The 13,967-nt window shown below is 56.8% G+C and carries 14 protein-coding genes; all 14 read left to right on the top strand.

Annotated features, from left to right (window positions below; genetic code table 11):
• Positions 1-1,060: alpha-amylase family glycosyl hydrolase (locus RTK01_RS08675; RefSeq protein WP_312280597.1), on the top strand; the 1,060-nt coding region annotated here is incomplete at its 5' end.
• 603 nt (positions 1,061-1,663) lie between these two features.
• Positions 1,664-2,419 (top strand): ParA family protein, encoded by a 756-nt coding sequence (locus tag RTK01_RS08670; protein ID WP_312280596.1) that lies wholly within the window; start codon positions 1,664-1,666, stop codon positions 2,417-2,419.
• Positions 2,420-2,437: 18 nt separating this feature from the next.
• Positions 2,438-3,322 carry a ParB/RepB/Spo0J family partition protein gene (locus RTK01_RS08665; RefSeq protein WP_312280595.1) on the top strand — a complete coding sequence of 295 codons (885 nt, stop codon included), beginning with the start codon at positions 2,438-2,440 and terminating at the stop codon, positions 3,320-3,322.
• 13 nt (positions 3,323-3,335) lie between these two features.
• Positions 3,336-3,872: a hypothetical protein gene (locus RTK01_RS08660; protein WP_312280594.1), complete on the top strand. Its 537-nt coding sequence runs from the start codon at positions 3,336-3,338 to the stop codon at positions 3,870-3,872.
• 60 nt (positions 3,873-3,932) lie between these two features.
• Positions 3,933-5,240, top strand: coding sequence for a serine--tRNA ligase (gene serS / locus RTK01_RS08655; protein ID WP_312280593.1), 1,308 nt, complete (start codon positions 3,933-3,935; stop codon positions 5,238-5,240).
• A 202-nt stretch (positions 5,241-5,442) separates the two neighbouring features.
• A complete protein-coding gene (mscL, locus tag RTK01_RS08650; protein WP_312280592.1) occupies positions 5,443-5,850 on the top strand; it encodes a large-conductance mechanosensitive channel protein MscL in 408 nt (135 codons plus the stop codon).
• The gene (gene rsmG / locus RTK01_RS08645) at positions 5,847-6,545 is read left to right on the top strand and encodes a 16S rRNA (guanine(527)-N(7))-methyltransferase RsmG (RefSeq protein ID WP_312280591.1); all 699 of its coding nucleotides are present in this window, start codon (positions 5,847-5,849) and stop codon (positions 6,543-6,545) included. Before mscL ends, rsmG begins: the two co-directional genes overlap by 4 nt.
• 117 nt (positions 6,546-6,662) lie before the next feature.
• Positions 6,663-7,406 (top strand): septum site-determining protein MinD, encoded by a 744-nt coding sequence (gene minD / locus RTK01_RS08640; RefSeq protein ID WP_312280590.1) that lies wholly within the window; start codon positions 6,663-6,665, stop codon positions 7,404-7,406.
• 16 nt (positions 7,407-7,422) lie between these two features.
• Complete coding sequence (locus RTK01_RS08635) at positions 7,423-7,836, top strand: methylglyoxal synthase (RefSeq protein WP_293009636.1); 414 nt, start codon at positions 7,423-7,425, stop codon at positions 7,834-7,836.
• Positions 7,837-8,021: 185 nt separating this feature from the next.
• On the top strand, positions 8,022-9,377 hold the full coding sequence (gene hisS, locus RTK01_RS08630) for a histidine--tRNA ligase (protein WP_312280589.1): 1,356 nt from the start codon (positions 8,022-8,024) through the stop codon (positions 9,375-9,377).
• A complete protein-coding gene (locus RTK01_RS08625; RefSeq protein ID WP_312280588.1) occupies positions 9,374-9,943 on the top strand; it encodes a hypothetical protein in 570 nt (189 codons plus the stop codon). Before hisS ends, RTK01_RS08625 begins: the two co-directional genes overlap by 4 nt.
• Before the next feature lie 130 nt (positions 9,944-10,073).
• Positions 10,074-11,849, top strand: coding sequence for an aspartate--tRNA ligase (gene aspS / locus RTK01_RS08620; RefSeq protein ID WP_312280587.1), 1,776 nt, complete (start codon positions 10,074-10,076; stop codon positions 11,847-11,849).
• 91 nt (positions 11,850-11,940) lie between these two features.
• Positions 11,941-13,131 (top strand): glycoside hydrolase family 3 N-terminal domain-containing protein, encoded by a 1,191-nt coding sequence (locus tag RTK01_RS08615; protein WP_312280586.1) that lies wholly within the window; start codon positions 11,941-11,943, stop codon positions 13,129-13,131.
• A gap of 169 nt (positions 13,132-13,300) precedes the next feature.
• The coding region (locus RTK01_RS08610) for an alanyl-tRNA editing protein (RefSeq protein ID WP_312280585.1) at positions 13,301-13,967 on the top strand (667 nt) is incomplete at its 3' end.

The raw sequence follows: 13,967 nt of genomic DNA, 5'->3' as shown, positions 1-13,967 counted from the left end.
ATTTTATCCCGGTCCCGGCACGGCCCAGGGCCAAACTTCACCCTACTCCGACGGGAACAGCTTCCACCTTTGGCCAAACGATTACGACGCTTGGTGGGGCATCCGCACCCTTCCCGCCGTAAACGAGAGCAGCCCGTCCTACGGCAGGTTTATCATTGACGCGGAAAACTCCGTGGTTCGCCGCTGGCTGCGGGCAGGAGCTTCCGGCTGGCGGTTAGATGTTGCCGACGAGCTGCCGGACGAATTTATTGCCCGTCTGCGGACGGCAATGGTGGAGACAAAGCCCGACAGCGTGCTGATTGCCGAGGTTTGGGAGGACGGCTCCAATAAAATTGCGTATTCCCAGCGCCGGAAATATTTGCTGGGGGGTGAAGCTCACGGCCTGATGAACTATCCCTTCAGAACAGCCGCGCTGGCCTTTTTGCAGGGCGGGGATGGAGCGGACTTTCGCGACGCCATGGAAACCATTCGGGAAAACTATCCCCCGCCTGCTTTTTACAGTGCCATGAATTTTTTAGGAACCCACGACACGCCCCGGATTTTAACGGTGCTGGGAACGTCAAAGCCCTCCGCCTCCAAGGAAGCCCGGGCCGTCTCCTCCCTCTCCCCCGACGAGCGGGCCACAGGGCTGGTCCTTCTCCGAGCGGCGGCAGTGCTGCTGTACGCTTTTCCCGGCTCCCCCATGCTGTACTACGGCGACGAGGCCGGGATGGAAGGCTGGGAAGACCCCTTTAACCGCCGTACTTATCCTTGGGGCCGCGAGGATACAAACCTGCACGACTTTTATGTTTGCCTTGGGCAGCTCCGTAAGGTACGAACCTCCCTCCGACAGGGTGACATTCACTATCTGCTGGCTGCCGGACACGGTCTGGCGTTTTCCCGGAGTTGGAAGAACGAGACAACCATTGCCGCTCTGAACGTTGGGGCCAAACCAATGGCGCTGGAAATTCCATGGAAGGCCCCTCAGGCGCAAGACGCACTTACCCGTCAGACTTTTACCGCTGTCGACGGAGTTTTAAAGCTGAAGCTGCCTCCCCGTACTGCAATGCTTCTGATTTAAACTATTTGCCCCGGATTGTTTCACGTGAAACAGTCCGGGGTGATTTTGTAGATGTGAGACCACGAAGCGGAGCGCGGACAAAAAAACGCAAAAAAAGGCCTGCCTATATTTTTGCACTTAAATGTTTCACGTGAAACATTTAGGGTAAACTAAATTTGCTTTATTTCACAAACCCGGAGCACCACGCACCTCTTCTTCGTTATTTTTGCAAAAGCTTTCCTGTTTTTGTGTTTTTCTGTGGCAACCGCCTTGAATCTCAGGAAAAACCTTGCTATAATGTCACAAGGAAAACATTTTGGGCTGTTTGCGCCCACAAAAGGGTTTGTGCGGGAAGACGTACGCGGGAGTGTTTTTAACCCGTTTCATGATATCGGGAAATACAGCGAGTTATTTCAATAAGACACACCCAGGAGTGTTTTTAACCAGGTGGCTTATCTTGCTTTATAAGGCGGCGCAAATTCTTGTAGCCCTGCTTGTGCGTTTGCACGATGCATACACCGCAAACATACGCAACGCCGCTTTCTTGCGGCTTTGAAGTTTATTCGATCAGAATTGTGAGAAAGCGGCGCGTCTGACTGCCGTTACGGGAAAGCGGGTGCTGTATTGGCAAAAATTATTGCGATTGTGAATCAAAAGGGCGGCGTGGGGAAAACCACTTCTTGTGTAAACCTCTGTGCCGCCATGAAGGACGCGGGGCAGCGGGTACTGCTGTGCGACTTTGATCCCCAAGCCAACGCCACCTCCGGTATGGGCGTGGACAAAACCTTATCCAAAGGCGTGTATGAGGTGGTCATTGGCGAATCCCCGGCTGCGGACGCCATCGTAACAACAAAATATGGCGACGTACTTCCTTCCAACAAGGCGTTGGCGGGAGCGGGCATTGAGCTGATTGCCATGGACCGGCGGGAGTATCTGCTAAAGGATGCGCTGGCGCAGGTATCTGGCAACTATGATTTTATTTTTATTGACTGCCCCCCTTCTCTGGAGCTGCTGACCTTAAATGCTCTTTGTGCCGCGGATTCCGTTTTGGTGCCCGTACAGGGGGAATACTTCGCACTGGAGGGGCTGAGCGATCTGATGAACACTGTGCGGATTGTCCGCCGCTCTCTGAATCCCCGGCTGGAGCTGGAGGGCGTTCTCCTTACCATGTTTGACGGGCGGACCAATCTGGCGCTTCAGGTGGCAGAGGAGGTCAAGCACTATTTCCCGGGGAAGGTCTATGCCACCGTGATTCCCCGGAACGTGCGCTTGTCCGAGGCGCCCAGCCATGGAAAGCCTATCTTCTCCTACGACCGCGCCTCTCGCGGTGCGGAAGCCTACGGCGCACTGGGCGCCGAATTTTTACAAAAGAATCGCTGATTCTGGAAAGGAGTCGCTATGGCGTCTCAAAAATCCGGGTTGGGACGGGGCCTCGGCGCCCTGTTGGGAGACGATGTGCTGAAAACGGAAACCACCGGCACCTTCTCTCTGCCGATTTCCCAGGTGGAGAGTTGCTCCACCCAGCCCCGCAAGAGCTTTGACGGGGACGCATTGAACGATTTGGCGGACTCTATCCGCCGCCATGGAATTATTCAGCCGCTTACGGTTCGGAAGCTCGCTTCCGGGTACTATCAGATTGTAGCAGGAGAGCGCCGCTGGCGCGCCGCCCGTATGGCGGGCCTTTCAGAGGTACCGGTTGTAGTGGTGGAGGCCGACGACCGGAAGGCCGCCGAGCTGGCCATGATTGAAAATCTTCAGCGGGAAGACCTGAACGCCATGGAAGAAGCCGCCGGCTTTCAATCCCTGATTCAGTCCTATCGCATGACGCAGGAGGAGGCCGCCGAAGCCGTTGGTAAGTCCCGCAGCGCCGTGGCAAACGCATTGCGCCTGCTGACCCTCTCCCCCGCCGTGAAAACGCTGGTAGAGGACGGAACCCTGTCCGCAGGGCACGCCAGAGCCCTTTTGCCCCTCTCCCCCGCTTTGCAGGAGAGCGCGGCTCGGTCCGTGATCTCCGGGGGGCTTTCCGTCCGCCAGACAGAGGCGCTGGTGAAAAAGCTGAACGCGGAGAAGCAGGAAGACCCGTCCGATTCCTCCGACAAGGTGGATTATGCGGCGGAGGCACAGCGGGAGCTGGCTTCCCGGCTGGGCCGGGGTGTTAAAATTGTATCAGGCCGAAAAAAAGGCCGCGTGGAACTGGAATATTACGGAGTGGACGATCTGAATGACTTGTTGGAGGCCCTGACGCTTCTTCGAATCAAGCGCGCCCAGTCCGAACAGATGTGAGGAATACCTGAAAATGAAACTGGAAAAGCGCAGCACAGGAGCCGAGGACGAGGCTCCCGCGTCGGAAGTCAGTACCCCGGACGGAAAGAAAAACAAGCCCGTCGTCGTCTATATTATGGTCCTGTTTATTGTGGCCTTTTTACTCATGGCGCTGTCCTTTCTGACCCACCAGCGCAGCAACGAGGAGGTTATCGGCACCCTGCAAAGTTCCGTTACCACCTTACAGGAGCTGCAAAAGAGTCAGGATGAAAACCTGCGGCTTCACTCCCAGCTGGAGGACGCGGAAAAGCAGGTTCAGGAGTTGGATGCGCAGGTAAAGGAACTGGAAGACGCCGCGATGGCGTCCGATGATAAAACAGATGCGCTGTTGTCTTTGTACCTCTTGCAGCAGCAATACGCCGCCAGAGACTTTGACGGTTGCCGTCAGACGCTTCAATCCATGGAGGACGCGGGGCAGCCCGCTCTCCTCTCTAACGACGACTTGGACAAGATTGTCTCCCCGGCCCAGCGATACCAGCAATTGAAGGAAGCCGTGATGTCGGTGTGGTAAATCCCGGCTTTATTGACCCTATAAAAATTTTACACGGTATGTGGTAAGGAGAAAACAAATATGCTGGATATCAAATTTGTCCGGGAGAATCCCGACGCAGTCAAGGAGAACATCCGTAAAAAGTTTCAGGACGCAAAGCTTCCCCTGGTAGACGAGGTCATTGAACTGGACGCCAAACGCCGCGCTGCCATCGTGGAGGCAGACCAACTTCGCGCCGACCGGAACCGGCTGAGCAAGCAGGTTGGCATGCTGATGGGACAGGCCAAGAAGGACCCCTCCAAGATGGAGGAAGCCGAGGGCGTGAAAAAGCAGGTCACAGACAACGCCCACCGGCTGGAAGCGCTGGAAAAGCAGGAAGCACAGTTGGACGAGGAAATTCGCAGCCGGATGATTGTCATTCCCCAGATCATTGACGCCTCCGTGCCTCTGGGCCCGGACGACAGTTCCAACGTGGAGGTTCAGCGCTTCGGCGAGGCAGTAGTTCCTTCTTTTGAAATTCCCTATCACGTGGATCTGATGGAGCGGTTTGACGGCATTGATTTGGAGGCTGCGGGCCGCGTCTCCGGCAACGGCTTTTATTATCTGCTGGGGGACATTGCCCGGCTTCACGAGGCTGTACTGGCCTACGGCCGGGACTTTATGATTAACAAGGGATTTACCTATTGCATTCCTCCCTTCATGATTCACGGCAACGTTGTGGAGGGCGTCATGAGCCAGACGGATATGGACGGCATGATGTATAAAATCGAGGGCGAAGACCTGTACCTTATCGGCACCTCGGAGCATTCCATGATCGGCCGGTATATCGACCAGATTTTGCCCGAGACTTCCCTCCCCCAGACCCTGACCTCCTACTCTCCCTGCTTCCGCAAGGAGAAGGGGGCACATGGCATCGAGGAGCGGGGCGTTTATCGCATTCACCAGTTTGAAAAGCAGGAAATGATTGTTGTCTGCAAGCCCGAGGAATCCAAGGACTGGTACGAAAAGCTCTGGGCGATGTCCGTGGAGCTGTTCCGGTCGATGGACATTCCCGTGCGGCAGCTTGAATGCTGCTCCGGCGATCTGGCGGATTTGAAGGTCAAGTCCTGCGACATCGAAGCCTGGTCCCCTCGCCAGCAGAAATATTTCGAGGTCTGCTCCTGCTCTAATCTGGGCGACGCACAGGCCCGACGTCTGCGCATCCGCTACAAGGACGACGACGGGAAAATGCAGCTTTGCCACACGCTGAATAACACCTGCGTGGCCCCGCCCCGGATGCTGATTGCGTTTTTGGAGAATAATTTGCAGGAGGACGGCTCGGTCCTGATTCCTGCCGTGCTGCGTCCCTATATGGGCGGCAAGGAGAAATTGATTCCCAAGAACGGCTAAGATTTTGCATTTGATTGCAATTTGTAATAATTTTTTGAATTATTACAAATTGTTAAACCCGTTTAGAGCCTTTCCCGTGCCTGCGGCATAGGTTTCCCTCTGTTTTCGGCGGGAAATCGGCTCTATTTGGGTCATGTGCTTCAAACCATTGGGCCACAGCGGCTTGAACGCTGCTGCACTTTAAAAAGGAGACTTGACTTTCATGACAAAAAAAGCCGGCGGACTCATTGCCGAATTTAAAGAGTTTATTTCCCGCGGCAACGTGGTGGACATGGCCGTGGGCGTGATTATCGGCGGTGCGTTCAAAGCCATCGCGGATTCTCTGGTCGGTGACATTCTCATGCCCCTGATCAGTCTCCTCACAAAAAAGGTTTCCTTTGAGGATATGGTCTGGGTGGTAGGGGGCGGACAGACCGTCATCCCTTACGGCAATTTCCTTGCTGCCATTCTGAACTTCCTGATTACGGCTCTGGCTATTTTTCTTCTGGTGAAAGCCATTAACCGCTTCCGGAAAAAGGAAGAGTTTGCCCCACCCAAGCCACCCGCAGCCAGCCCAGAGGCCGCCCTGCTGACAGAGATTCGTGACCTTTTGAAAGAGCAGAAGAAATGATGGAAACCATCCTGCGGGAGGGATTGACGGCGCTGGGGCTGGAGCAGTCCTCCATCCCCTCCCTGCTGCGCTACGGGGCGTTGCTGGAAGAGAAAAACAAGGTCATGAACCTCACCGCCATTAAAGAGGCGGACGAGGTGGCCCGGCTTCACTTTCTGGACAGCGCCGCGCTTTTAAACTTGCTGGATTTTCGGAACAAAACCGTGGTGGACGTGGGCACCGGGGCCGGATTTCCCGGCCTTCCCATTCGGCTTTTAGAACCCTCCGCCCATGTGACCTTGCTTGACTCTCTCGGAAAGCGCATTACTTTTTTGCAGAACGTCTGCACGGATTTGGGCCTTTCGGATGTGGAGTGCGTCCACGCCCGGGCGGAGGAATTTGCGGAAAAACGGAGGGAGTCCTTTGACACGGCGGTATCCCGGGCTGTGGCCTCCCTATCTGTGCTTTCGGAGCTGTGCCTTCCTCTGGTGAAGACGGGAGGTACATTCCTTGCCATGAAATCCGTGGACAGCGGGGATGAGCTTTCCGCCGCCGAACACGCCATCTCCGTTTTAGGCGGTCGGCTCGCCGGGGTCCGGGACTATTCGATTCCCGGCACGGATATTGTCCACCGGGCGGTACTGGTGGAAAAGATAAAACCCACGCCGAAAGGCTATCCGCGGTCCTTCGCAAAAATCAAAAAAGACCCCCTTTGACCGCCAAAAGCCGCTGTTGGGGCGGCAAATTGAAAATTTTTTCAGATAACACATTAAATTGTTTTGATTTTGGCGCATTCTTCCTGTAAAATCAGGATATACAAGAGGTGAGTTCCGATGGGTGAATGTATCGCCGTCGTCTCCGGCAAGGGCGGGACCGGCAAAACCTCCTTTGTGGCGGGGGTCGGCTCCGCCATGGCAAAGAGCGGGAAACGCGTGCTGTGCATCGACTGCGACGTGGGCCTTCGGAATCTTGATCTGGCGCTGGGGCTGACGGACAAGGCACTAATGGACTTTTCCGACGTGGCACAGGGTCGATGTACCCTGTCGGAAGCCGTGGTGAGCCACTCTCGGCTTCCCTCACTCCACCTGCTCACCGCGCCGGTGCGAAGCCGGGGCCGCCCCGTGGGTGAAGAACAGTTTCGCGCTCTGGCGGAGCAGGCCCGGGAGCGGTACGACTTCTGCCTGATGGATGCACCGGCGGGGCTGGAAGGCGGCTTTCGTCTGGCTGTGTGCGGGGCGGACCGCTGCGTGGTGGTCACCACGTCCGACGCCGCGTCCCTGCGGGACGCGCAGCACACGGTGATGGAGCTGGCGGCCTTTCCTCGAGGTAAACTGCATCTTGTGGTCAACCGGGTGCGCAAAAAGCTTCTTCGGAACATGCATGCCACCATCGACGACGCCATTGACGCCGCCGGATTGCCCTTAATCGGTGTGGTGCCGGAGGACGACCGACTTCCCCTCGCCCTGAACCGGGGCGTTCCCCTTGCTTTGACTGACGACAGCCCTGCCGCCACCGCCTATCAAAACATTGCCCGGCGTCTCATGGGACAGCGCGTGCCCCTGATGCGCATGAAATAGAAAGGAGCTTATTCCGATGAACATTGCAATCATGTCCCATGACAACCGGAAGGACCTCATGGTTCAATTCTGCACGGCCTATGCCGGCATTCTTTCCCGGCATACGATTTTTGCCACCAACACCACGGGCCATATGGTGGCGGACGCCACAGGGCTGGACGTGCACTGCTTCCTCTCCTTCGCTCATGGCGGCTGCCAGCAGATTGGCGCCCGTATCGCCTATAACGAGATTGATTTGGTGCTGTTTTTCGACGATCCCAACAGCCCCAGCATGGCCGAGGACGTGACCTACATCTCCCGTCTGTGCGACCAAAACAACATTCCCTACGCCAGCAACATCGCCACGGCGGAGCTGCTGATTCTGGGGCTGGCCCGGGGCGATCTGGACTGGCGCGACATTGTCAATCCCAAAACCCATCCCCAGGTCTGAGAGCGTTCCGGGCAGGCTTTCCTGCCCCACGGACGAAAGCCAACGGGAGAGGAGAAATTATTTCTTTCTCCCCCATTTGGGTGCGCCGCGAAGCGTTTTCCGCTCTCGTCCCAAACCCACGGGGCGGGAGCGCCTTTTTATCTCTGATGTTTCAATTAAATTACAGGATAAAGGAGTCTTTTGTCATGGCTGTTTTAAAACCGCGTACGCTCTCCGGCTTTATGGAGCTGCTTCCCGCGCCCCAGCAGCAGATGGAGCGCATTATGGAGGTCATCCGCCAGTCCTTTTCCCTCTACGGCTTTACCCCGCTGGATACCCCCATTATTGAGGCCAGCGAGGTGCTGCTTGCCAAGGGCGGCGGCGAAACGGAAAAGCAGATTTACCGTTTTACCAAGGGCGACGCGGATTTAAGCCTCCGCTTTGACCTGACGGTTCCTCTTGCCAAGTATGTGGCCATGCATTACAGCGAGCTGAGCTTTCCCTTCCGCCGGTTCCAGATCGGCAAGGTCTACCGGGGCGAGCGGGCCCAGCGGGGCCGCTTTAGGGAGTTTTATCAGGCGGATATCGACGTGATTGGAGACGGGAAGCTGTCCCCCATCAACGACGCGGAAATTCCCGCCATCATTTACCGGGTTTTCTCCACCTTGGGGCTGAACCGGTTTCAGATTCGCGTGAATAACCGCAAGATTCTTAACGGGTTTTACGCCATGCTGGGCCTTTCCGAGCTTTCCGGCGAGGTGATGCGGACGGTGGACAAGCTGGAGAAAATCGGCGAGGCCACAGTGCGGGGAATTTTGGTGGAGGATCTGGAAGTCCCTGGGGAAAAAGCAGACGAGATCTTGAAGTTTATTGCTATCTCGGGCGGCAGCAAGGCCATTCTTGCCGCGCTGGAAGGCTATCGCGGTCGGAATTCTCTATTTGACGAGGGGCTGGACGAGCTGTCCCTTGTCGTAAACTATCTCGATTCCTTCGGCGTGCCCAGTGACAATTTTGTAGTGGATTTGACCATCGCGCGGGGACTGGACTACTACACCGGCACGGTGTATGAAACCGCTCTTTTGGACCACCCGGAGGTAGGCTCCGTCTGCTCCGGCGGACGGTATGACAATCTGGCGGAATATTACACGGAAAAAGAGCTTCCGGGCGTGGGCATTTCCATCGGCTTGACCCGCCTGTTCTACGTGCTGGGAGAGCAGGGAATGCTGAACCCCGACCTGCTCACCGCCCCCACCGACGTGCTGATTCTCCCCATGACGGAGGATTTGGGCCCTGCCATCTCCTTTGCGACGCTTCTGCGGCAGGACGGTATTCGAGCCCAGCTTCACTGCGAGGATAAAAAGTTCAAGGCGAAAATGTCCTATGCCGACAAGCTGCGTATTCCCTACGTGGTCTTTTTGGGCGAGGACGAGGTGAATTCCGGCGTGGTCGCCTGCAAGGACATGTTCACCGGCGAACAGACCAAGCTGGACGCGGCGGCGACCGCCGCCCTCATTAAGTCGGGCCTTGCCGAGAAGAACAAAGGCACCGTCATTTTGGAATGAGCGACGGGGATAAAGCGGGCGCGAAAAAACGCCGCCCGCGGAAAACCGTCCTGATTTTCTGCCTTCTGCTTTTGATCGGGGGCGGGCTGTGGTATGCCCGTCCCGTAGGGCTTGAAACCCTTTACCCCGGTATTGAGCCGGATATCTTTGACATTTCTATAAGCCGCTCTTACGAGGTCCGGGACTACCAGCCCCGAAACTTACGTATTGCCACCGGGGAGCCCGGCTTTGAAGAACTGCTCTCCGAGTGGAAGGCGCTTCGCTTTCGTAGGCCTCTCACCAATCTCGTGCTTCAGGCCATCCCCCCACTGGCAAACGGCCCCTCCGGGTCTAAGCCGCTGGAAGAGGGCATGGTGCATACCATGTATATCCTCGGTATTGTTCACGCTGACTCAGGGGAATGGAACGCGGCGGGACTGTTTTTCTGGATTGACGAGTGGTCCTACACAGGCGAAACCCTGTGGGGCGGAGCTGTCAACCTTCCTCTTAAGCTGTCCCACGGCGGAGAGATCGGACAAACGCTAGGCCAGAGACTATGGGACGCTTCCACGCCCGTCGATTCCTAAATGTAATGAATTGATCGGAAAATACATTTTGTATTTGAATTGACCTTTTGCGGGGGTATTCCGTCCTGCGGCGGCGCTGCCCCCGCCGTCCCCCGTGCCTCATCTCATACACAGAAAGGAAATCACCATCATGACACAATCAAGAACCCATACCTGCGGGGAGCTGCGGCTTGCCGACGCGGGCAAGTCCGTCACCATCGTGGGATGGCTGGAAAATATCCGGGAGGTGGGCGCGGAGCTGGCCTTTGCCGTCATCCGGGATTTTTACGGCACCACACAGGTGGTGGCCGAGACTTCCGAAGACGTGAAAACCCTCAAGGGCATCAATAAAGAATCCACCGTTTCCGTCTCCGGCGTTGTCCGGGAGCGAGCCTCCAAAAACCCCAATCTGCCCACCGGCGAGGTGGAGATTGTCCCCTCTTCCATCGAGGTTTTGGGCCGCTGCCGCCACAACGAGCTGCCCTTCCCCATCAACCGCAGCCGGGAAGCCGACGAAGCCACTCGCTTGAAATACCGGTATCTTGACCTGCGCAACCCCGACGTGAAAAAGAACATCCTTCTGCGGTGCAACGTGGTGTCCGCCCTGCGACAGTCCATGACGGAACACGGCTTTTTGGAAATCACCACTCCCATTCTCACCGCCTCCTCCCCCGAGGGGGCCAGAGACTATCTGGTGCCCGCCCGGAACCATCCCGGCAAGTTTTACGCCCTGCCGCAGGCCCCGCAGCAGTTCAAGCAGCTTTTGATGACCTCCGGTTTTGACCGGTATTTCCAGATTGCTCCCTGCTTCCGGGACGAGGACGCCCGGGCAGACCGCTCCCCCGGTGAGTTTTATCAGCTGGACATGGAGATGGCGTTCGCGTCTCAGGAGGATGTGTTTGCCGTTCTGGAGGACGTGCTGCCCCCCATCTTTGCCAAATATGGTGCGTATGACCGGGCCAGTAGCGCACCCTTTACCCGTATTCCCTATGCCAAGGCCATGGAGCTATACGGCTCCGACAAGCCCGACCTGCGGATTGATCTGACGGTGCAGGACGCGACGGACGTTCTCTCCGGCTGCGGATTTGATCCATTTGCGGGGAACACCGTGAAGGCCGTGGTGGTTTCCGGGTTTAACGAGACACGAAAGTTTATCGACAAAACTCTTGCCGATGTGGAAATCCAGTCTGGGAACAAGGCCTATTGGTTCCGGCTGGACGAAAACGGCGAGGCAGTGGGCGGCATTGCCAAGTTCGTGTCCCCGGTGAAGGACGCGGTAGTAAGCGCCTTGGGTCTGAAGGCGGGGGATTTCGTGGCCCTGTCCGCAGGTGCCCTTTCCCCCGCCCAGAAAACGACGGGTGTGCTGGTGAAGACGTTGGGCGCGGCAGTTCCCGGTCACATGGACAGGGAACAGTATTCCTTCTGCTGGATTGTGGATTTCCCCATGTACGAAACGGGTGAAGAGTCCGGCGAGCTGGAATTCTGCCACAACCCCTTCTCCATGCCCTCCGGCGGGCTTTCCACCCTGCTTAAGGCAGAGGCTGGAGAAATTGATCCCCTGAGCATCACCGCCGACCAGTATGATCTGGTGTGCAACGGCGTGGAGCTTTCCTCCGGCGCAGTGAGAAATCACGACCCGGAGATTATGGTAAAGGCCTTTGAGCTGGTACGGCTGGGCGAAGAGGACGTGAAGGCTAAGTTCCCCGCCATGTACAACGCCTTTACCTATGGCGCGCCCCCCCACGCGGGCATTGCCCCCGGCGTGGACCGGATGGTGATGCTGCTGGCGGGAGAGGACTCCATCCGGGAGATCATCCCCTTCCCCATGAACAAAAACGCGCAGGACGTGATGATGGACGCCCCCGGCGTTGTCACCCAAAAGCAGTTGGACGAGCTGCACATTGCCTTGGTGAAGCCGGAGGAATAAGTTCTGGCAAGATTTTCGTGCCCGCAGATGAGACGCGTGCGTCTCTCTCTGGAAAAGGGCGCACTTGCGAGATTTCCGCAAAGGAGGATTTATGAAACGCTTGCTGTGCTCTTTGCTGGCCGCAGCCAGCCTGTTTATCCTGACCGCCTGCGGCGGTCCGTCCTCCAGCACTTCTGACCCGGACCCGGCCTATTCCGCCGGGTCCGGCTCCGCATCCGAGGAACCAACGCCTCCACCCGTGGACGAAAAAGAGGCGCGGATAGACGCTCTGCTGGCCCAGATGACCCTTGAGGAAAAGGTGGGACAGTTGTTTTTTGCCCGGGTCCCGGAGACGGACGCAGCGGCGGACGTGGCCAAGTATCACTTGGGCGGCTATATTCTCTTTGGCAGGGATACAAAAGCCAAGACCGCCAACGACCTGATTCAGGCCATTAACAGCTATCAGGAGGCGGCAAAAATTCCCCTGCTCATTGGCGTGGACGAGGAGGGGGGAAGTGTGGTGCGGGTCTCCTCCAATCCCCATCTTCGTGCAAAAAAGTTTGCTTCCCCCCAGCAGCTATACGCTGCGGGAGGCATGGAAGCAATTGTTCGGGATACTCACGAAAAGGACGTGCTTTTAAAAGCGCTGGGCTTTAACGTGAATCTGGCCCCGGTGGCGGACGTGTCCACCGACCGCAGCGACTTTATCTATGACCGCTCCTTCGGACAGGACGCGGTATCCACAGCGGAGTATGTCCGCGCCGTGGTGGGCCAGATGAAAGAGGACGGCATGGGCAGTGTTTTAAAGCACTTTCCCGGCTACGGAAACAATGTGGATACCCACACCGGCATTGCCGTGGATGAGCGGCCTTTGAAAACCTTTGAAACCTCTGATTTCCTGCCCTTCAAAGCGGGTCTGGAAGCCGGGGGCGACACGGTGGCCGTTTTGGTGAGCCACAACATCGTGGACGCCCTCACCATGGAGGGAGTCGACGCGGGTCTGCCGGCCTCCCTCGCTCCCAATGTTCACATCACCTTGTACCTAATGATGCATGAGGCAAACGGTGGTAGCGTGATTATGACCGACGATCTTGCTATGGATGCAGTGAAAGCCTATTCCAAGGACGGCAGCGCTGCGGTGATGGCCCTGTGGGCAACCAACGGCCTTTTGATTGCCTCGGACTACCGCACCCAGATTCCCCAGGTTCTTGCCGCTGTCGCGGACGGGACGCTGGATGAACCCACCATCAACCTGCTTTGCACGCAGGTGCTCCAGTGGAAACAGGCACTGGGCCTGTTATAAAAGAGCCTTCTCCACATCGTACTGCTTTAGGCAAAACTGTCTGGCTTTAAGGGCAAGGGGCCTTTCCTACAAAGGAATGGCTTTTGATAAACGCATCGCAAAAGCCGCCGCGTCCGGTGCGGGCCGGAACACGGCGGCTTTGTTTCTGCGCAGAAAGGAAGTTTTCCACATGGAAACTGAAAAACTTTATTACACCGACCCCTTTTTAAAGGAGTTCTCTGCCAAGGTCCTCACCTGCGACGCGGTGAAAACCTGCTGGGAAGTGGTTCTGGACCAGACTGCCTTTTATCCCGAAGGGGGCGGTCAGCCCGCCGACCACGGGACGCTGAACAGGATAAGCGTCCTTGATGTTCACGAAAAAAACGGCGTACTTTTCCACATTTGTGAAAAACCAGTGGAAATTGGGGAAACCGTAACAGGTCAACTTGATTGGGCCCGCCGGTTCGACCACATGCAGCAGCACTCCGGCGAGCACATTTTAAGCGGCATTCTCTGTGAAGCCCACCGCTGCGACAATGTGGGCTTCCACATGGGGGCCGACACCGTCACCATCGACTATAACGCCGACATTTCGTGGGAACAGGCGCTGGAAGCGGAGCGCCGCGCCAATGAGTACATCTGGGCGGATGTGCCCATTGAGATTTCCTTCCCCACCCCGGAGGAATTGAAGTCTATTGACTACCGCTCCAAAAAGGCATTGACAGGGCAGGTGCGCATTGTGGCCTTTCCCGGCGCGGACTGCTGCGCCTGTTGCGGCACGCATGTGCTTCGGTCCGGGCAGGTGGGGCTTGTAAAAATTCTCTCCTGCCAGAAATTCAGGGAGGGGGTCCGTCTGG

The organism is Oscillibacter sp., assembly GCF_031978065.1.
Taxonomy (GTDB): Bacteria; Bacillota; Clostridia; order Oscillospirales; family Oscillospiraceae; genus Oscillibacter.
Note: the sequence above shows the minus strand (reverse complement) of the source record. Positions and strands in the feature narration are given on the sequence as shown.